21 protein-coding genes and 1 tRNA gene are annotated in these 17,352 nt (G+C 65.4%); 9 read left to right on the top strand and 13 right to left on the bottom strand.

What is annotated here, in order from left to right; all coding sequences use genetic code 11:
* The first annotated feature begins 47 nt into the window (after positions 1–47).
* Entirely contained in the window at positions 48–449 is a 402-nt protein-coding gene (locus P1U48_RS05330) for a cytochrome c (protein ID WP_301067836.1), read from the top strand.
* Positions 450–470: 21 nt separating this feature from the next.
* Here the strand turns inward: P1U48_RS05330 and P1U48_RS05325 are convergent, their stop codons facing one another.
* Complete coding sequence (locus P1U48_RS05325; protein WP_301067835.1) at positions 471–1,058, bottom strand: TetR/AcrR family transcriptional regulator; 588 nt, start codon at positions 1,056–1,058, stop codon at positions 471–473.
* Positions 1,059–1,134: 76 nt separating this feature from the next.
* On the opposite strand from P1U48_RS05325, the gene P1U48_RS05320 reads away from it, so the two are divergent.
* The 4 genes from P1U48_RS05320 to P1U48_RS05305 all read left to right on the top strand — a co-directional run bounded on the left by P1U48_RS05320 (position 1,135) and on the right by P1U48_RS05305 (position 4,888).
* Complete coding sequence (locus P1U48_RS05320) at positions 1,135–1,407, top strand: hypothetical protein (RefSeq protein ID WP_301067834.1); 273 nt, start codon at positions 1,135–1,137, stop codon at positions 1,405–1,407.
* An 82-nt stretch (positions 1,408–1,489) separates the two neighbouring features.
* Positions 1,490–2,776 carry a homoserine dehydrogenase gene (locus P1U48_RS05315; protein WP_301067833.1) on the top strand — a complete coding sequence of 429 codons (1,287 nt, stop codon included), beginning with the start codon at positions 1,490–1,492 and terminating at the stop codon, positions 2,774–2,776.
* Positions 2,777–2,924: 148 nt separating this feature from the next.
* A complete protein-coding gene (recJ, locus tag P1U48_RS05310) occupies positions 2,925–4,670 on the top strand; it encodes a single-stranded-DNA-specific exonuclease RecJ (protein WP_301067832.1) in 1,746 nt (581 codons plus the stop codon).
* Between the two features lie 143 nt (positions 4,671–4,813).
* A tRNA-Glu gene (locus tag P1U48_RS05305) sits at positions 4,814–4,888 on the top strand.
* A 172-nt stretch (positions 4,889–5,060) separates the two neighbouring features.
* Here P1U48_RS05305 and P1U48_RS05300 read toward each other — a convergent pair.
* The 4 genes from P1U48_RS05300 to P1U48_RS05285 form a co-directional block, all read right to left on the bottom strand.
* Positions 5,061–6,071, bottom strand: coding sequence for a GGDEF domain-containing protein (locus tag P1U48_RS05300; protein WP_301067831.1), 1,011 nt, complete (start codon positions 6,069–6,071; stop codon positions 5,061–5,063).
* Positions 6,072–6,095: 24 nt separating this feature from the next.
* Entirely contained in the window at positions 6,096–6,683 is a 588-nt protein-coding gene (locus P1U48_RS05295) for a heme NO-binding domain-containing protein (RefSeq protein WP_301067830.1), read from the bottom strand.
* A 124-nt stretch (positions 6,684–6,807) separates the two neighbouring features.
* The gene (locus P1U48_RS05290) at positions 6,808–8,364 is read right to left on the bottom strand and encodes a trimethylamine methyltransferase family protein (protein ID WP_301067829.1); all 1,557 of its coding nucleotides are present in this window, start codon (positions 8,362–8,364) and stop codon (positions 6,808–6,810) included.
* A gap of 98 nt (positions 8,365–8,462) precedes the next feature.
* Positions 8,463–9,155, bottom strand: a complete 693-nt coding sequence (locus tag P1U48_RS05285; RefSeq protein ID WP_301067828.1) for an HAD family hydrolase — start codon at positions 9,153–9,155, stop codon at positions 8,463–8,465.
* 111 nt (positions 9,156–9,266) lie between these two features.
* Between P1U48_RS05285 and P1U48_RS05280 the strand changes: the two genes are divergently transcribed.
* Complete coding sequence (locus P1U48_RS05280; RefSeq protein ID WP_301067827.1) at positions 9,267–9,707, top strand: MarR family transcriptional regulator; 441 nt, start codon at positions 9,267–9,269, stop codon at positions 9,705–9,707.
* A 41-nt stretch (positions 9,708–9,748) separates the two neighbouring features.
* Here P1U48_RS05280 and P1U48_RS05275 read toward each other — a convergent pair whose 3' ends face one another.
* Positions 9,749–10,027, bottom strand: a complete 279-nt coding sequence (locus tag P1U48_RS05275; protein ID WP_301067826.1) for a DUF3572 domain-containing protein — start codon at positions 10,025–10,027, stop codon at positions 9,749–9,751.
* 111 nt (positions 10,028–10,138) lie between these two features.
* Here P1U48_RS05275 and P1U48_RS05270 point away from each other — a divergent pair, with 111 nt between their 5' ends.
* Positions 10,139–11,527 (top strand): diguanylate cyclase, encoded by a 1,389-nt coding sequence (locus P1U48_RS05270; protein ID WP_301067825.1) that lies wholly within the window; start codon positions 10,139–10,141, stop codon positions 11,525–11,527.
* Between the two features lie 58 nt (positions 11,528–11,585).
* Here P1U48_RS05270 and P1U48_RS05265 read toward each other — a convergent pair whose 3' ends face one another.
* The 4 genes from P1U48_RS05265 to P1U48_RS05250 all read right to left on the bottom strand — a co-directional run bounded on the left by P1U48_RS05265 (position 11,586) and on the right by P1U48_RS05250 (position 13,788).
* On the bottom strand, positions 11,586–12,092 hold the full coding sequence (locus P1U48_RS05265; protein WP_301067824.1) for a periplasmic heavy metal sensor: 507 nt from the start codon (positions 12,090–12,092) through the stop codon (positions 11,586–11,588).
* Between the two features lie 9 nt (positions 12,093–12,101).
* Positions 12,102–12,524: a dihydroorotate dehydrogenase gene (locus P1U48_RS05260; protein WP_301067823.1), complete on the bottom strand. Its 423-nt coding sequence runs from the start codon at positions 12,522–12,524 to the stop codon at positions 12,102–12,104.
* A complete protein-coding gene (locus tag P1U48_RS05255; RefSeq protein WP_301067822.1) occupies positions 12,517–13,110 on the bottom strand; it encodes an RNA polymerase sigma factor in 594 nt (197 codons plus the stop codon). Before P1U48_RS05255 ends, P1U48_RS05260 begins: the two co-directional genes overlap by 8 nt.
* Positions 13,111–13,221: 111 nt before the next feature.
* Positions 13,222–13,788 carry an EF-hand domain-containing protein gene (locus P1U48_RS05250; protein ID WP_301067821.1) on the bottom strand — a complete coding sequence of 189 codons (567 nt, stop codon included), beginning with the start codon at positions 13,786–13,788 and terminating at the stop codon, positions 13,222–13,224.
* 200 nt (positions 13,789–13,988) lie between these two features.
* On the opposite strand from P1U48_RS05250, the gene P1U48_RS05245 reads away from it, so the two are divergent.
* A complete protein-coding gene (locus tag P1U48_RS05245; protein WP_301067820.1) occupies positions 13,989–14,426 on the top strand; it encodes a DUF983 domain-containing protein in 438 nt (145 codons plus the stop codon).
* 119 nt (positions 14,427–14,545) lie between these two features.
* Positions 14,546–15,250: an NUDIX hydrolase gene (locus tag P1U48_RS05240; RefSeq protein WP_301067819.1), complete on the top strand. Its 705-nt coding sequence runs from the start codon at positions 14,546–14,548 to the stop codon at positions 15,248–15,250.
* Between the two features lie 8 nt (positions 15,251–15,258).
* Here P1U48_RS05240 and P1U48_RS05235 read toward each other — a convergent pair whose 3' ends face one another.
* Genes P1U48_RS05235 through P1U48_RS05225 form a run of 3 tightly spaced genes read right to left on the bottom strand, consistent with a single transcriptional unit; the run spans position 15,259 to position 17,262 of the window.
* Positions 15,259–16,161 carry a DMT family transporter gene (locus tag P1U48_RS05235; RefSeq protein WP_301067818.1) on the bottom strand — a complete coding sequence of 301 codons (903 nt, stop codon included), beginning with the start codon at positions 16,159–16,161 and terminating at the stop codon, positions 15,259–15,261.
* A 23-nt stretch (positions 16,162–16,184) separates the two neighbouring features.
* Positions 16,185–17,090: a fatty acid desaturase gene (locus tag P1U48_RS05230; protein WP_301067817.1), complete on the bottom strand. Its 906-nt coding sequence runs from the start codon at positions 17,088–17,090 to the stop codon at positions 16,185–16,187.
* Positions 17,083–17,262 (bottom strand): DUF2061 domain-containing protein, encoded by a 180-nt coding sequence (locus tag P1U48_RS05225; protein ID WP_366142863.1) that lies wholly within the window; start codon positions 17,260–17,262, stop codon positions 17,083–17,085. The genes P1U48_RS05230 and P1U48_RS05225 overlap by 8 nt, the downstream gene beginning before the upstream one ends.
* Between the last annotated feature and the right edge of the window lie 90 nt (positions 17,263–17,352).

Genomic DNA, 17,352 nt, shown 5'->3' with positions numbered 1-17,352 from the left:
TGGCAAGGCTTTCTTGTGTTCAGCAGCGATCACAAAGGCACCTCAATATGAAACCAGTCACCGCAATCGCAATGGCCTGGCTCGCCGCGATCCCCCTCGCCGCCCCTGCAACCGCGCAGGACCCGGCCAAGGCGATGGTCGATGTCCGCGATGCCGGTATGCTGACCCGTGCCCAGCTTGAGGGTCAGGCGCTATTTGACGGCACGTGTGCCGCCTGCCACGGAACCGCCGGATCGGGGCAATTTGGCCTTGGCCCGCCGCTGATCCACCGGGTCTATGAGCCGTCTCATCACGGCAATGCCAGCTTTGTTCAGGCGGTCGCGCAGGGGGTGCGGGCCCATCACTGGCGGTTTGGCAATATGCCGCCACAGCCGGGCGTGACCAAGGACGAGGTGTTGTTGATCGTCAATTACATCCGCGCCCTGCAGCGCGCCAACGGCATCGACTGAGCCGAGCTCCACCTGCCCCGCCTAGACCCTGACCGCCTGCGCCACCAGGGTGACATAGACCTCTTCGATCTCATCCAGGGTCTTGCCGCCTTCGGGCCGGAACCAGGTGGTCAGCCCGGTCAGCATCGCGATGACCGCGCGGGTGCCGATCCTGACATCGCTCAGCCCGAACTGACCACAGGCAACACCCTGGCTCAGAATCACCTCCAGACGGTTTTCATAGGCGTTGCGCAGCGCCTCGATCCGTTCAAAATTTTCAGGCGCCAGGTTGCGCAGTTCCATATAGGCCATGAACACCGCATCGGGCCGCGCAGCGTGAAACCGGATGTGAAAGCGCACGAATCCCTCCAATGCGCGGGCCGGGTCCTGCGGCCAGTCCTGCGCGGCGCAGGCGGCCAAAAGGTCGGTCATATGGGTTTCCATCAGATCGCACAGCAGGCTCTGCTTGTCCGGCGTATGATTGTAGAGCGCCCCGACCTGCAACCCGACCTCGGCCGCGATCTGGCGCATCGACACGGCGGCATAGCCCTGGCGTGCAAACAGCCGCAGCGCCGCGGCGCGAATGCGCGGACCGGTTTCAGAGGCGCGGGATCCAGAGGTGCGGGCCATGGGCGGAACGTATCTGAACAGACGTTCAGCGCAAGCGATGCTGGACGCCATGCGGCGAATGCGGCATTCCTGACACATGGGTCAACGCGCGCGCCACCTGCTGTTTCCTGTCCTGCTGGCTCCGGCCCTGCTGGTGCTGACCGGCTGCGCGGATCTGCCGCCGCTCGACCGTTCCATCGACGCCGCTGCCAAATCCGCGCCCTACCCCGAACTGGTCGCCACCGACCGGCTGCTGGCCGGGATCGAGGAACCGCAGGTCGAGGCCAGCGATGACGCCGAGCTGGCCGCGCGCGGCGACCGCTTGCGTGCCCGCGCCGCCGCCCTGCGCCGCCGCACCAGCGGCGGCTGAGCCTTCGCGTTGCACGGCTCGGCGCAACAGGCTAATCCGGGGCAAACCAGAAGATGCACACCAAGCAAACACGGAGTCGAGCATGAGCACCCCCCTGCGCCTCGGGATCGCCGGATTGGGCACTGTCGGAGTTGGCGTGCTGCGCATCCTGCGCAAACAGGCCAAGCTGCTGCAGGCCCGCACCGGCCGCGAAATCGTCGTCACCGCCGTATCGGCCCGCAACCGAAGCAAGGATCGCGGCGTTTCGATCGCCGGATTCGCCTGGGAGGATGACCCCGTCGCCATCGCCCGGCGCACCGATGTCGATGTCCTTGTCGAATTGATAGGCGGCTCTGACGGCCCGGCCAAGGCCGCCACCGAGGCGGCGCTGCGGGCCGGCAAGGATGTGGTCACCGCCAACAAGGCGATGCTGGCCGTGCATGGCCAGGCGCTGGCCGAACTGGCCGAGGCCGAAGGTCGCCAGATCCGCTATGAGGCCGCCGTCGCCGGTGGCATTCCGGTGATCAAGACCCTGACCGAGGCGCTGGCGGGCAATGAATTCACCCGGGTGATGGGGGTGATGAACGGCACCTGCAATTACATCCTGACCCGGATGCAATCCTCGGGCCTGTCCTATGACGAGGTCTTTGAAGAGGCCAATCAGCTGGGCTATCTGGAGGCCGATCCGAACCTCGACGTCGGCGGTATCGACGCCGGTCACAAGCTGGCGCTGTTGGCCAGCATCGCCTTTGGCACCCGCGTCGCCTTTGACGCGATGGAGTTGGAAGGGATCGGGCGGATCACCATCGATGACATCCATCAGGCCGCCGATATGGGCTATCGGATCAAGTTGCTCGGCGTCAGCCGGATGACCGGGCGCGGGCTGGAACAACGGATGTCGCCCTGCCTGGTGCCGGCGGGTTCGGCGCTGGGTCAGCTGGAAGGCGGCACCAACATGGTGGTGATCGAGGGCGACAGCGTCGGCCAGATCGTGCTGCGCGGCGCCGGCGCCGGCGAAGGTCCGACCGGATCGGCGGTGATCGGCGATATCTGCGACCTTGCCCGGGGCGCCCGATTGTCCGTGTTCGGACAGCCCTCCGCCACGTTGGCGGCCGCGAAACCGGCGGTCTCGACCACACCGGCGGCGTTTTATCTGCGGATGGCGCTGCAGGACAAACCCGGCGCCCTGGCCAAGGTGGCGACGGTGCTCGGCGACAATGGCATTTCGATCCACCGGATGCGGCAATATGACCACGCGGCGGCGCTGGCGCCGGTGCTGATCGTCACCCACCGCTGCATGCGCGCCGATCTCGACCGCGCCATCGCCGCGATGGCCGCCACCGGGGTGGTCGAAGGCGTGCCGGTGGCGCTCAGGATCGAAGAGGTGTGAGCGGGACCACGCCCTGGGGCCAAGCGGGCCGTGTGGACACGGCGCACCCCGCCGGCACGGGGTGCGCCGCTGAGCCGGACAGAGGCCTCCGGCGGGAATATTTTTGGCAAGATGAAGCTGGGGGCGCCTCGAATGATGCGGTCTGATCATGTCTTTCCTCGGGATTGAAGCGTCACTTACCGGGCGGCGCTGGATCGGGCCGAATGTCGAGACCGACCGCGCCGCCGAGGCCCTGGTCCAGTCCACCGGGCTGGCGCGGCCAGTGGCGCAGGTTCTGGCGCGCGCCGGGGTCAATGCGGCCGAGGCAGAGGCGTTTCTGGCGCCGCAATTGCGTGATTTGCTACCCGATCCGCGGTCGCTGAAGGATATGGAGACCGCCGCCAGCCGATTCCTGCAGGCGGTGACGCAGCGCCAGCGAATCGCAATTTTTGCCGATTATGACGTCGATGGCGGCACCTCGGCGGCGCTGCTGATCGACTGGCTACGGCAGATGGGACGCAGGGCGACGCTCTATGTCCCGGATCGGATTGACGAGGGCTATGGCCCCAATGTCCCGGCGATGCAGGACCTGGGCAGCGCCCATGACCTGATCGTCTGCGTCGATTGCGGCACCCTGAGCCATGAACCGGTGGCGGCCGCGGGCTGCGACGTGATGATCCTCGATCACCATCTGGGCGGTGAGACCCTGCCCGATTGCACCGCGGTGGTGAATCCGAACCGGCAGGATGAAAGCGGCGATCTGGCGCATCTCTGTGCCGCCGCCGTGGTGTTCCTGCTGCTGGTCGAGGCCAATCGCCAGCTGCGCATTTCCGGGCAGACCGGGCCCGACCTGATGGCGATGCTGGATCTGGTGGCGCTGGCGACGGTGGCCGATGTGGCGCCGCTGATCGGGGTGAACCGGGCGCTGGTGCGCCAGGGCCTGCGGGTGATGGCACGGCGCGAACGCCCCGGCCTCGTCGCCCTCTCCGACGTTGGCCGCCTGACCACGGCGCCTGCGGCTTATCATCTCGGCTTTGTCCTCGGACCGCGGATCAATGCCGGCGGGCGGGTCGGCAAGGCCGACCTTGGCGCCCGGCTGCTGGCCTGCACCGACCCGGATGAGGCGCGGGCGATGGCCGACAAGTTGGACCAGCTGAACAGCGAGCGGCGCGAGATCGAGGCCCAGGTCCAGGCCGCCGCACTGGCCCAGGCCGAGGCCCGCGGGCTGGAGGCGCCGCTGGTCTGGGCGGCGGGCGAAGGCTGGCACCCCGGGGTCGTCGGCATCGTCGCCTCGCGGCTGAAGGAGGCCAGCAACCGCCCCGCCCTGGTGATCGGGCTGGACGGCGACGAGGGCAAGGGGTCGGGTCGGTCGGTCAATGGTGTCGACCTTGGCGCCAGCATCCAGCGTCTGGCCGCTGAGGGGCTATTGATCAAGGGCGGCGGGCACAAGATGGCCGCAGGCCTGACGGTTGCACGTGACCAGCTAGAACCGGCGATGGCGCGGCTCTGCGAACTGCTGGCCAAACAGGGCGCCGGCGTCGGTGGCCCCGCCGACCTGCGCCTCGACGGGGTGATGATGCCCGGTGCCGCGACGGTCGAACTGGTCGAACGAATCGAGGCGGCCGGACCGTTCGGCGCCGGCGCCCCGGCACCGCGCTTTGTGTTTCCGGATGCGGTTGTGCGCTATGCCAAACGGGTCGGCGAGCGCCATCTCAAGCTGAGCTTTGGCGACGGGCTCGGCGCGCGGCTGGAGGCGATCGCCTTTGGCGCCTTTGACGGCCCGCTCGGCCCGGCGCTGTCGGCGCCGGGGGCGGGTCGTTTCCACCTCGCCGGGCGGCTGGAGATCAACGATTGGGGCGGTCGCCAGAATGTGCAACTGCGCCTAGAAGACGCCGCGCCCGCCGTCACCGAATAGCCCCGGCTGCCGCAGAGTTGCAATTGGCGCAGGCCACCGCCCCGGCGCGGGCGCAGCGTTACTGCCATTTCCCTCGACCCACACCACATTTCCCCTTGCGGTGACCAATCGCATTGCCTAAAAGCCGCCTCACGCCAAGGTTTGGCCCGTTCGTCTATCGGTTAGGACGCCAGGTTTTCAACCTGGAAAGAGGGGTTCGACTCCCCTACGGGCTGCCAGTTTGCCAAATTTCCAGAAACCTTGCGATCTGAAGGCGCCATGCCGCTTTGTGCGACATCACATTCGGTGGCCTGATTGGACCATTCAACATGCTTTTCTGGCACCAATAACACCCGGCGTGAAGGGGATCGCCGCCCGGCGCGGGGCGTTCGCCGCGCGATTTCTGCCGCGTCAGCCTGGCCTGCTGCCGTCCGGGCCGAGATCATGCACCACTGCCACCGCCCCGGCGCCGTTCCCCGCCGGGCGATGGAAACGGTGCTGAGCGCGGCCACCGCGTTTGGCAGCGTAGAGGGCGGAATCGGCATCTGCCAGCATCTGTTCGGCCCGGGGCGGGTGATACGCCGTCGACAGGGTGATGCCGACGCTGGCAGACACCCGGCACAGGATATCGTCATGGGCGACCGGCTGTTCGATCCGGGCGATCAGGCGGCGGGCGATATCGCTGAGCCGGTCACGATCGCAGAGCCGGTGAAACAGCAGCACGAATTCATCGCCACCGACCCGCGCAACAGTGTCGACCTCGCGGGTTTCGGCGATCATTGCCCTGGCCACCTGTTTCAACACCGCGTCGCCCGCCGCATGGCCATGTCTGTCATTCACCTGTTTGAAATGATCGAGGTCGACATGCATCAAGGAAAAATCCTGTTCACCCTCAATCAGTTGCCCGAGGATATAGTCCAGCGCCCGGCGGTTGCGAAGGCCGGTGGCCGGGTCGGTCATGGCCTGTTCTTCGGCCACGATTCGGGCACCGTGAAAGCGCAGTGACATTTGCCGCAACGCCTCCATCGCCGCGGATTTCGCCTCGACCAGGAACAGCATTTCAACGGCCAGATCAGTGGGGGCGAAATCGGCATTGCTCAGCGGGTAGTCGCGCACCGCCTCGACGATGGAAATGCCGAACGAGAGGTTGACCACCGCGCCGCCGCCGGGCTGTGGCCACAGCACGCCGCTCAGGCTGGTGCGCGGCTGATCGCGCAACCGCAGGCGCAGCTTGATCCCCGCCGCCTGCCAGAGATCGGCCACGTCGTGCAGATCGCGGGGGCGCAGCAATTCGACCAGTTCCAGAAACCGCCGACCGACCAACGGCGCGTCCGGGCGCAGTTTTTGCAGGGTCGGGCCAACATGGATCATACGGCCGCTGGCATCCAGCAGCGCATGCATCGGGCACAGCAGGTCGAGCATGTCGGTGGGGCAATTCTGCATCCGCTAGCCCGTCCGCGCGCCCAGATCGAACTGTCGCCCTGCGGCGTAGCTGGCGACGACCAGCGCGATATCGATGCGCTCACGCCCCGCCACGCCGTCGTGATGCGCCAGGGTGACCAGAGCGCCGTAGTCATCGGCCATCGCTTGCAGGATCCCGACCAGCACATGGCCAAACCCCGGATGCGGTGACAGGCAGGTCAAGGTGAACCGATCCGGACCGGTCTGGCGCAGATCCAGCTGCGGCAGGTCCAGATCGGCCACCGCCAGCCGGGCCCGATCCGGCAATTCATCGAGCGAAAACAGAAACTCCTCATAGCTGGCGCCGCAAAAGCGCAGCAGGCGGCGGACCGCGTCACTGCCCGAATGCGAGACCAGATAGATCCCGACATCCTCAAGCACCGTGGCGCGGGGCCGTTTCAGACCGCGCGCCAGGGCGTCGATCAGCTGCTGGGTGATCTCGGGTTTATAGGTCATCATCGGTTCGAAATGGGTCAGGCCCAGCCCGGCGGATTCCACCACCCTGCCCCAGAACGCAGTGCCATAGGTGTCACTGGTGAACCTCTGCAGCGCCCTGTTGATCAATCCATGCATCGCAATCGCCATTCGCCATAATCAGGCACAGATTGCGCGGCGACGCTTAACGAAGCGCAAACCGGGGCGCGAACAGAGTCAATTGTCGGCAAAAACGGGTCTTGGGCAAAACGTCCGGCAGATCCTAGAAATCCGTTGGCGCGCCGCCTTCGGCTTTGCGGCGGGCGACGAAATCGGCCAATTCGTCATGGATCGCGATGTCCATCGGCGGCGCTTCGAATTCCTCAAGGATGCGCTTGTAGAGGTGATGCGCCCGTTCCACCGTCCAGATTGCGCCCGCCGCCTCCCAGGCCTCATAGTTGCGCCAATCGCTGAGAAACGGCTGATAGAAGGCTGTCGTGTAACGATCTTGTGTGTGTTGGGTGCCAAAGAAATGACCGTTGTGGCGGACCTCGCGAATCGCCTCCAGCCCGATATCGTCGGGGGTCGTCGCATAGGTGGCCGGGTCCATATAGCGCTGGATCTGCTGGATCACCTCGCAATCCATCACGAATTTCTCGGGACTGGCGATCAACCCGCCCTCCAGCCAGCCAGCGGCGTGATAGACCATATTGGTGCCCGATTGCACCGCCGACCACAGCGAATTCGAGGTTTCCCACATGGCCTGGCCGTCCGGCACATTGGCGGCGCAAACCCCGGAGGCGCGCAGCGGCAGGCGATAGAACCGCGCCATCTGCCCGGTCATCTGGGTGGCCCGCATATATTCCGGGGTGCCAAAGGCCGGGGCGCCGGATTTCATATCGACATTCGAAGTGAAGGTGCCGATCGCGCAGGCAACGCCCGGGTTGATCAGCTGCGCCAGCACGATCGCCGACAGCCCCTCGGCCAGGCTCTGCGCCACCGCGCCGGCCATCGTCACCGGCGCCATCGCCCCGGCAAGGGTAAAGGGGGTGACGATCAGACCCTGACCACGCCGCGCCAGCCGCATCCAGCCATCCAGCATCGGAAAGTCATGCTTGAGCGGTGAAGTCGAGTTGATATTCGTATACATTCGGGGGGTTGCGTCGAATTCCTCATGCGTCAACCCGCCCGCGATCCGGACCATCTCCATCACATCCTCGACCCGCTCGGCACCAAGGGAATAGGCATGTGCCACCTTGTCGGTCAGCGTCAGCTTGTCGAACAGCACGTCGAGATGGCGCACCGAGGCATGCACATCGACCGGTTCCACCGGATAGCCACCGGCGAAATGGATGCAGTTGAAATATTGGGTCAGCCGCAGCAGATTGGCGCAATTTTCACGGGTTCCGGGGACTTTCCGACCCAGTTCCAGATCCCAGTAATTGGGCGGTGAGGACACATTTCCAAACAGAATATGGCCGCCGCCCATGGTGATCTGCCGCTCGCGATTGCGCGGGGTGATGGTGAATTGCGCCGGGGCCTTGGCCACCCATTCCATCACGAAATCACGATCCATAAAGACGATGTCGCCATCGGTCTTGCAGCCCGCCAGACGCAAGATCTCCAGCGCCTCGGGGTTGAGAAAGGCGATACCGATCTCCTCGAGAATGGTCATCGCACCGTTGTGGATCGCCGCGATCCCGTCACCGTCCATCGGTTCGGTCGGATGGTCGCGGTTGATCGTCAGGTGCCAGGGGCGCTGTTCGATCGCCGCGCCGCCGCGCCGGGTGGCATGGCCCGCGCGGCCGCCGCTGCGCCTGCGTTTGGGGTGATCGGTCATCCAGCGCCCTCCTTGGCTCTGGATCACCTCAACCCCGGCACGCGGCGCCCGCGCCCCCATATGCGACGCAACAAGTCGTTTTCCCGCGATTTCTGCGCTTATGCGGGGTCGAGCCAGTCGGCCAGATGGCCGATGTCGGGAAACACCTGATCGGCAAACGGTGCCAGTTCTTTGGCTCGGGCCGGGCCGGTCAGAACCCCGATGCAGATCATGCCGGCCGCCCGTCCGGCGATCAGGTCATGGGTGCTGTCGCCAACCATCGCCACCCGGCCCGGCGCATGACCCTGGGCGTTGGCAAAGGCCAGCAGCGGGGCCGCGTCGGGTTTGGCGCCATAACCGCTGTCAAAGCCGATCACCATGTCGAACTGATCCAGCACCCCGGCCCGGTCCAGATGCGCGCGGGCGGCGAATTCGGTGTCATTGGTCATCACCCCGAGGGCCAGACCCCGGGCCCGCAGCCCGTCGAGGAACGGCACCAGCTCGATGGCTGGCATCTGCGGCACAGCGGCGGCGCGCTGCATCAGCAACTCTTCCATCGCCTCGAGCGACCAATCCGGCAAGGCCGAGACGATCAGCTCGGCCGCGTCGCGGTTGGTGCCTGCAATCACCGGGCTGTCGGGGCGAAACGATGCCGCACCCAGGTCATAGCGCAGCGCATCCGCCACCCGCTGTGCCGTCGCGACATCGCCGCCCGCGGTTTCGGTGATGATCGCCCCGGCCCAGACGTTCCAGGTGGCGGCGAAATCGAACAGGGTGCCGTCCTTGTCAAATAGGATCGCATCCACCTTCATGTTCTGCCCTCTGCCAGCTGCCTCATCGCCTGCAACATGGCGCCTGCCCAGAAGGACGGCAAGTGGTGGCAGCACATTGACAAACCTGCCGCAGCCGATACCGCTGATCCCATGCCGGACACAGCCTATCGCCTTCACGACTCTCCCGGATATCGCCTGTCGATCGCCGCGCGCCAGCAAGAGCGACGGCTGGACGAGGGACTGCGCCCGCTCGGCCTGACCCGGATCACCTGGTGCGTGCTGCTGGCGGTCGGCAATGAGGGGCTGTGCCAGCCCTCGGACATCGCCCAGTTCATCGGCATCGACCGCACCGCCACCTCGCGCGCGCTGCGCCTGCTGGAGTCGAACGGCCTGCTGGACCGCACCTCAGGTGAGGGCGACCGGCGCACAAGGCGGGTGACCCTGACCGAAGCCGGAACCAGGGCGCTGGCCGCGGGCGGCCCGATCGCCCGCGACAATGCCACCAGAATGGCCGCGCGCCTCGACCCGGCGGATCAGGTCGTGCTGAAACAGTTGATTGATCGTGAATTGCGCGACCTGAAGACCCTGTAGGCCCCGCAAATCAGGCCCGCAAACCAAGCCCGAAAATCGCTTCAAGTCCAATGGGTTCGCGATTCGCCTTGCAGCATCGCCAGGGCCATCATCGGCTGTTCATAGGCCAGCCCGTTGGCGTCACAGCAGCGGATCACCCAGGCATCGTCCATGGTCAGAAATTCAAGTACAGAGGCCAGAAAGCCCGGTTCGCCCATACGTTGCCGCAGATCCTCGGCGCTGGCGCCCGAGGCATTCTGAAACACCGGCAAAAGATCCTCATCACCGACCAGCCAGGCGAGGCAGGTCAGAGCGATGGTTTCGGCATTTTCCTGCGACATTTTGTGCAAATCCCCCTGATGCTCCCCTATAGCCTGCGTAATGAAAGGAAACGTTAACCTTTAACTACAAAAGATGATCCAATCGTAACCAACAGCGGAAAGTCCCAGGCGATGAGCGGCACGATCCTGCTCGCCGAAGAAACGGCGACCAACCGCATTGTCAATAGAGTGCTGTTGTCCGCCGCCTTTTCCCAGGTGCTCATCGCCTCCAGCGGCGAACAGGCGCTTGAGATTGCCGCGCGGCAATCTCCCGATGTGGTGCTGATCTCTGACGGCTTGCCGGATTGGCAAACGGCGGATCTCTGCGCCAGATTTCGCAGCCGTCCGGGCACTGTGGCGGCGGCGCTGATCGTGCTGACTGGCGATCCCGATGGCGCCAACCGTGCCTGCCTGCTCAATTCCGGGGCCGATGATGTGTTCACCCGGGGGCAGCCCGCAATGCTGCAGACCGCACGGCTGCGCGCGCTGATCCGCGCGCGCGGCACCGAAGAGGCGCTGGCCTTGCGCGAAACCACCGAGCGCAGTTTTGGCCTGGCCGAAGCCCCGGCGCCGTTCGAGGATCCGGGTCATGTCGCTCTGATCGCCTGCTCGGGCGGCACCGCAAGGGCCTGGAAAACCGCGTTGGACCAGGTGACCCGGCAGCAATTCCGGCCCTTTGACACCGAGGCGGCACGATGCTGGCTGCGTGCCGAGGGCAGCGCCGATGTGGTGGTGCTGGCGGTTGACACGTTGCCGCTGGAAACGCTGCAGCAGCTGATCGCCGATCTGCGCGCCCGCCCGGCCTCGCGGCATGCAGAAATCCTGCTGATCGCCGCTCAGGATACCAACCCGGCCCTCGCCGACGCGCTGGATCGCGGCGCCAGCGCGGTGATGACCGGCGGCTTTGACCCGGGCGAAGCGGCGGCGCGGATCAATGCCCTGCTGCGTCGCAAGAAGCTGGCCGACCGGATGCGCCGACGGATGCAGGACGGATTGCGCGCCTCGGTCACCGATGCGCTGACCGGCCTCTACAACCGCCGCTATGCGGAGCCATTCCTGGAACGTCTGGCCGTCGAATCCGCCGCCAGCCAGCGCCCGTTTGCGGTGGTTCTGGCCGATATCGATCACTTCAAGGCGGTCAATGACACCCATGGCCACAAGGCGGGCGATCGGGTGCTGATCCTGGTCGCCGACCTGCTGCGCGACAATCTCAGGGCGGGCGATCTGGTGGCGCGCTTTGGCGGAGAGGAATTCCTGATCGTGATGCCCGACACCGGCCGGGCCGAGGCGCATCTGGTTGCCGACCGGCTGCGCCTGCGCCTGGCCGAAACCCCGATCGCGGTTGCCGGACAGACCCGGCGCATCCAGATCACCACCAGCATCGGAATTTGCGTGAAGGTGGCGCAGCCGGGGGGGGACGCCGCCGATCAGGTCAGCCAGATGCTGGAACAGGCGGATCGGGCGCTCTACGCCGCCAAGGGTACGGGACGCAACCGGGTGGAGCTGGCGCGGATGGGGTAGCGCGGCACCGCGCCCGACCGATGCGGGCGCAGGCGCGGCAACTCACGGGCGCGGGAATTCAATCGTCGCGTTTCCGGTCGTGGCGCAGCCCCTCTTGCAGCCGGTCGGCATAAGCCGCGCGCTCTGCGACACTCATCTGGCGCAGGTGATCCAGCAGGATCTCCTGCCCGACCTTCTGACGCTCGGTCGCGGCGCCGAGCTGGCGCGACAGGCTGTCGGCGATCTCGTCGGCATCAAAGGGATCGCTGCGCAGCGCCGCGATCACCCGTTGGTATTCGTCGCGCATCGCCCCACGGTCGGGGCGGCCGCCGCGATAGGCCTCGCGCAGGGCGCGACCGATATCGCGGCGGTCCTCATGGGTCAGCGCTTGGGTCAGTGGTCCGCCGATCCGGTCGCTGCGTGGCGGCCGATCACGGCCTTCGGGCGGGCCAAAGACCAGCATGCCGCCAACCGCGCCCACCACCAACAGGTTCAGCGCCAGCGAGCCGAACAGCACCAGGCGCAGCCACAGGCGCGGCGCTTTCGGGGCCTCAGGTTCCGGGGCCAGGTTTTGTCTGTCGCTCATCTGTGCGTCCTATCCTTCACCGGCCAGCGTATCAAAGATCGACATCGTATCCACCAGATAGGCGTCCTCGCCGCTGACGCTCTGCCAGCCAAGGGCCGAGGCGCCTTCGGTCAGGATCGTCGGCGGGCTCATCCCGATCCAGATCCCGGCGACGGTAGCGGTGGCCAGACCAGCCATCGCCGGCCAGCCGCCGAGCAACGCCAGAAATTGCCTGAATATCCCGATCCGCAGCACCGGGCGCTCAACCGCAGGGCTGGTCAGAGCCTCTGCCTGGACCGCCAGCGCATCCTCAACCATCCGCGCCGCCAGGCTGTCGGGCAGCTCCGGCGCGGTGTCACGCGCCGTGGCGAACAGCTGATCGAGGTCATGGTCCATCCGCTCGGGGTCCATCCGCTCGGGGTCCATCCATCCGGGTCCGGTTCTGTCACTCATCACGATACCCCAATTCCTCGCGCCGATCCGCCAGAATGGCAGTCAGCGCCCGTTTGCCCCGGGCGGTCAGTGATTCAACCGCCTCGGCGCTGATCTCCATGATCTCGGCAATCTCCGGATTGGCGAGACCTTCGATATGGCGCAGGACCACCGCCTGGCGTTGCCGTTCCGGCAATTGGCCCAGGGCTGCATCCAGCGCCGCGCGGCGGTGCTTGTCCTGCATCGCCTGTGCTGCGCTCGGGCTGTCGTCAGCCGGATCTGCGGCCTCGTCCAGCCCCTTGTGACCGCCGCGCGCCTTGCGCAGCCGATCGGTGCAGAGATTGGCGGTGACCCGGTAAAGCCAGGTTGTCACCTTGGCCTCGCCCGGACGCCAATCCGGCGCCATCCGCCACAGCCGCAGCATCGCCTCTTGCGCGATGTCCTCGGCCTCGCTGCGATCGCCGATCAGCCGTGCCGCATGGGCATAGACCCGCGGGCCGAGCCGGTCGGTCAACAGCCGCGCCGCCGCCGGATCACCATTGGCATAAAGCACCAATAGCGCGTCGTCGTTCAGGTTGCTTAGCGCGTCGAGGGGCATATCCGGCATCGTCCGTTGGGGGTATCCGGTTGCGGCTTGGCGGGCAATCCCCCGGCGGTGCCGAGGGATCAAAGCGAGGCCCGACCCGTGGGGAATGCGATCGGACCCCGCTCACACGGCTCAGTTGTTGTCAGGCGCGTTGCGCCATTTCATACCCTGGCCGTGATCACCGTCACCCTTGCGGTGCTCACCCCGCTTCTGGTCATGGTCCCGGTCGCCCCGGCCCTTGGACCGCTCTTGCATCTGGGCGAATTCCTGTTCGGAGATCGCGCCGTCATCGTCGCGATCCAGCCGGTCGAACATCCGCGCCTGGTCGCGGTCGGCCGGCATCATTTCTTCCATGCTGAGATTGCCGTCCTTGTTGTCATCGGCGCGGTTCAGCATCCGCTCGGCCATCCGATCAAAACGCTTGCTGCGTGCCTGATCGGCGCGGGCCTCGGCCTGGGCAACCAGCTCAGCGCTGCTGAGCATGCCGTCGCCATCGGTGTCGGCCTTGGCAAAACGTGCGACCGCATGGGCTTTCAATTCGTCCTGGCTCAGCTTGCCGTCGCTGTTGGTGTCGACTTCGCTGAAGTCGATCTTGGGGCCATGCCGCCGGGCGCCACGGTCGTCAGCCGAAACCGAAACACTGCCTGCCAGAACTGCCAACCCGGCAACGCCAGCCAAAAGTATCGTGCGATTGAACATCGAAAACTCCTCAAGATGTCTATTGAAACCGGCCTCTGATGTCCGCTTTCTGTAATCTCATACGGGCCGGGAATGGGTTTCCGTCGCTGCCCGTCGAATTTTTTATTTTTCGCGACACGCCGCCGCAGGGGACAATCCGCCACCTTTCATCCGGCGTGAATTGACATACTTTAATGTCAGCCCCAGGAAAGAGAGCCCCGATGACCCAGGCCATCCCCTCCACCGCGCCCGAGCGCGATACAATATCTGCGATCCCCTCCACCACGCCCGAGCGCAATACGAAACGCGCGGTCTGGTCTGGTTTTCGACGCCGCTGCCCGAATTGCAATTCCGGCCCGATGTTCAAAGGGTTTCTGAAGGTGCGCGATCATTGCCCGGTCTGTCAGGAAGACTTTAGCCATCATCGCGCCGATGACGGCCCCGCCTATCTGACCATTCTGATCGTCGGCCACCTGACCGCACCGGCCCTGCTCGTCGCCTTCACCACCTTTCGGCCCGAGCCGCTGGTGCTGCTCACCGTGTTCCTGGTCGCGACCGTAGGCCTGTCGCTGTTCCTGCTGCCGCGCCTCAAGGGGGCGTTGGTGGCGTTTCAATGGGCCCGTAGGATGCATGGGTTCAGCGCCGTTCCCAGAGGTTGAGTACATATCCTTGCCGAACGACCAGTCAACGCTTGGCACGCCCCGATGACAGGGATAGGATCCGGAAACGGGCGCGCCGCCGTCCGGAAACATCCGACACCCAAGGAAACCACGCCCCGATGATCGACAAGACCGCTGTCCGCAACGCCGCCACCATCATTGTCCTGCGCGACCGCGCCACCGAACCCAAGGTGCTGATGGGGCAACGTGGCGCCAAGGCGGTGTTCATGCCGTCGATGTTCGTGTTTCCCGGCGGCGCCGTCGATGCCGATGACGGGGACGCCCCATTGGCGGCACCGGTGCCCTCGCCCTGTGTCGAGCGGCTGTGCGAAAACTGCGAAGGTGATATGAGCCACGCGCTGGCTGCCGCCGCGATCCGTGAATTGTGGGAAGAGACCGGTCAGATCCTCGGCCGACCCGGAGATTGGCCCGGCGCCCCACATGCGGATTGGGCCGATTTCGCCGCCACCGGCCATCTACCGGACGCCAGCCACCTGCAATTCGTGTTCCGTGCGATCACCCCGCCGGGACGTCCGCGCCGCTTCGACGCCCGGTTCTTTCTGACCGATGCCGAAAAACTGCAAAGCGACCCCGACGATTTCTCGCGCGCATCCGATGAATTGTCGCTACTGCAATGGATCCCGCTGGCCAAGGCGCGGGAATTCGATCTGCCGTTCATCACCGAGGTGGTGCTGGCCGAGGTCGAACAGCGCGCCCATGATCCGAGCCCGCCTGAATCGGTGCCGTTCTTTTCCAACAACGACCAGAACCGCGCCTTTTCCCGGCTCAAGGGCCAGATCAAGCGCAACGATCCAACCGGCTGAAACTGCGGTTAAAGCAGAAAGATCAACGCCAGCACGCTGGCCGAGATCAGCGCGATGCCCAGGGCTTCGCGCGATGAGATCCGTTCGCTGAAAAATGCATAGCCTGCCAGCAGGCTGACGATCACCTCGGTCTGGCCGACCGCATAGACATAGGTGGCGTTCTGCAGGGTGAAGGCGGTGAACCAGCACAGTGATCCGGCCAGTGACGCCAGCCCGATCAACCCGGCGCTGCGCCAGGCCGACAGCACCCGGCTGATCTGCCCTGGTTCGCGCAGCCGCAGCCAGATCGACATGCCGATCAGCTGTGACATCCCGACCGCCGCCAGCGCCACCGCCGCCCGGATCAGCGCCGAATCCGACGCGATTTCAAGCGTCGCACCGCGATAACAGACCCCGGAAAAGGCGAACAACAGCCCCGACCCGATCCCCAGCCCCGCCGCACGGTTGTTCAACCGGCGCCACCAGGGGCCATCGGATTGCGGCAATTCCGACAGGATCAGCACCCCGGTGACCCCGATAATGATCGCGCCCAGCCCCTGCAGCGACACCCCCTCGCCCAGCACCAGCACCGAAACAAAGGCGGTCAGCAGCACCTCGGTCTTTTTCAGAGTGATGCCGACGGCAAAGTTGCGGCTACGGAAGATCAGCAGGATACAGACCGTCGCCAGGATCTGGGTCAGCCCGCCGATCCAGGCATAGGCCCAGAAGGCCGGTGTGAAGGCGGGCAGGTCCAGATCCCGGAGATGCAGCAGAACCGCCACCAGAATCACGGTCAGCGGCGCCGAGTAGATAAAGCGCGCAAAGGTCGCGCCGCTGGCTGACAGGGCTGTCACGCTCAGCTTTTTCTGCAACATGAAGCGGGTCGTCTGAAACAGGACCGCGCCAAAGGTGATCAAGACCCAAGGTTCCATCGCCGATCTATGCCCGGTAATTATTACCAGGGCCAGAGTGGATGTGGCACCGGATCCTTGGCGCTAAAGAAATAGCGCCGGAACACCTCGGCATAGGACCGGTAGCGATAGCCGCCATTGCGCCCCAGATAGCGGGCACGGTTGTCGCGATAAAGTGCTGGAAGCCGATACCAGGCCGTGCGCGGATGCAGATGATGCACGGCATGCAGGTTGTTGTTCAGAAACAGCAGGGCCAGCGGGCCGCGATCCTCGACGATAACGCTGCGGCCACGGGCACGCTCATGTGCCTGATGCTCCAGAAACGTGCGGATTTTCAACATCGCCAGCGCGCCATAGGTCGACAGGAAGTAGGCCCAGATCGGCATATCGGCGACCAGCAGCAACCACAGAATGACCAGCGCCAGCGCCGGGATATGCCAGAGCCAGCCGGACAGAACCCCGCGCCGACCCCGCCGGATGTCGCCCAGATCGGCGCGCATAAAGGCCCATTGCCCGACCAGCGGCCCAATCAGCAGCCGCCCGGCCAAGGTATTGTTGAGGCGCAGCACCGCCCGCTGCCAGGGACGCAGCCACGCCCAGACCGCCGGATCCCAGTAATTGCTTTCCGGGTCGTCATAGGGATCGGTCAGGATTGAATCGTGGTGATGGTCAAGATGGCTGTCGCGGAACCGCCGATAGGGAATGCACAGCGCCAGCGCCGGAAACACCAGCGCCTCGTTCAGCCGTTTGTCCTGGGTCGGATGGCCGTGGATCGCCTCATGACAAAGCGAGGAGTGCAAGGTGATGCTGAGCAGGGTCAGTGCCATCCCGGCGGGCAGCCACAGCAGCGCGATCCAGGTGGTGGCGGCCATCCAGACCAGATAGCACCCCGCCAGCAACAGCAGCGTCGGCCATTCAATCACCCGGCCAGCATGTGACGGCTCAGCCATCGCGGCCCCAGGAGATCCGCGCCCAAATCCGCTCATAAACCGCGTACATCGCCAGCCCGAGACCGGCGTTCAGCAACGCCATCTGCCCGCCCAGCGCAATCGAGCCGGTAAAGAACAGGCCGACACCACACATCACCACCAGGCCCAGGCTGGCCCAAAGCGTTGATTTCACCAAAGTCCGTCGTCGCGTTTCCATAGGCCTCCGTCGCGCCGCTGTCCTCTGGCGCTTTCATCGAAGCGTTACCGGAACCGGCCCGGGTGC

Origin of the sequence: Pseudooceanicola sp., from assembly GCF_029213205.1 — a bacterium.
Classification (GTDB): Bacteria; Pseudomonadota; Alphaproteobacteria; order Rhodobacterales; family Rhodobacteraceae; genus Pseudooceanicola.
Note: the sequence above shows the minus strand (reverse complement) of the source record. Positions and strands in the feature narration are given on the sequence as shown.

Bases quoted from the DNA above. Each gene is read 5' to 3' on its own strand.
- P1U48_RS05330 (WP_301067836.1), top strand. From the start codon at position 48: ATGAAACCAGTCACCGCAATCGCAATGGCCTGGCTCGCCGCGATCCCC.
- P1U48_RS05325 (WP_301067835.1), bottom strand. From the start codon at position 1,058: ATGGCCCGCACCTCTGGATCCCGCGCCTCTGAAACCGGTCCGCGCATT.
- P1U48_RS05320 (WP_301067834.1), top strand. From the start codon at position 1,135: ATGGGTCAACGCGCGCGCCACCTGCTGTTTCCTGTCCTGCTGGCTCCG.
- P1U48_RS05315 (WP_301067833.1), top strand. From the start codon at position 1,490: ATGAGCACCCCCCTGCGCCTCGGGATCGCCGGATTGGGCACTGTCGGA.
- recJ (WP_301067832.1), top strand. From the start codon at position 2,925: ATGTCTTTCCTCGGGATTGAAGCGTCACTTACCGGGCGGCGCTGGATC.
- P1U48_RS05300 (WP_301067831.1), bottom strand. From the start codon at position 6,071: ATGCTCGACCTGCTGTGCCCGATGCATGCGCTGCTGGATGCCAGCGGC.
- P1U48_RS05295 (WP_301067830.1), bottom strand. From the start codon at position 6,683: ATGCATGGATTGATCAACAGGGCGCTGCAGAGGTTCACCAGTGACACC.
- P1U48_RS05290 (WP_301067829.1), bottom strand. From the start codon at position 8,364: ATGACCGATCACCCCAAACGCAGGCGCAGCGGCGGCCGCGCGGGCCAT.
- P1U48_RS05285 (WP_301067828.1), bottom strand. From the start codon at position 9,155: ATGAAGGTGGATGCGATCCTATTTGACAAGGACGGCACCCTGTTCGAT.
- P1U48_RS05280 (WP_301067827.1), top strand. From the start codon at position 9,267: ATGCCGGACACAGCCTATCGCCTTCACGACTCTCCCGGATATCGCCTG.
- P1U48_RS05275 (WP_301067826.1), bottom strand. From the start codon at position 10,027: ATGTCGCAGGAAAATGCCGAAACCATCGCTCTGACCTGCCTCGCCTGG.
- P1U48_RS05270 (WP_301067825.1), top strand. From the start codon at position 10,139: ATGAGCGGCACGATCCTGCTCGCCGAAGAAACGGCGACCAACCGCATT.
- P1U48_RS05265 (WP_301067824.1), bottom strand. From the start codon at position 12,092: ATGAGCGACAGACAAAACCTGGCCCCGGAACCTGAGGCCCCGAAAGCG.
- P1U48_RS05260 (WP_301067823.1), bottom strand. From the start codon at position 12,524: ATGAGTGACAGAACCGGACCCGGATGGATGGACCCCGAGCGGATGGAC.
- P1U48_RS05255 (WP_301067822.1), bottom strand. From the start codon at position 13,110: ATGCCGGATATGCCCCTCGACGCGCTAAGCAACCTGAACGACGACGCG.
- P1U48_RS05250 (WP_301067821.1), bottom strand. From the start codon at position 13,788: ATGTTCAATCGCACGATACTTTTGGCTGGCGTTGCCGGGTTGGCAGTT.
- P1U48_RS05245 (WP_301067820.1), top strand. From the start codon at position 13,989: ATGACCCAGGCCATCCCCTCCACCGCGCCCGAGCGCGATACAATATCT.
- P1U48_RS05240 (WP_301067819.1), top strand. From the start codon at position 14,546: ATGATCGACAAGACCGCTGTCCGCAACGCCGCCACCATCATTGTCCTG.
- P1U48_RS05235 (WP_301067818.1), bottom strand. From the start codon at position 16,161: ATGGAACCTTGGGTCTTGATCACCTTTGGCGCGGTCCTGTTTCAGACG.
- P1U48_RS05230 (WP_301067817.1), bottom strand. From the start codon at position 17,090: ATGGCTGAGCCGTCACATGCTGGCCGGGTGATTGAATGGCCGACGCTG.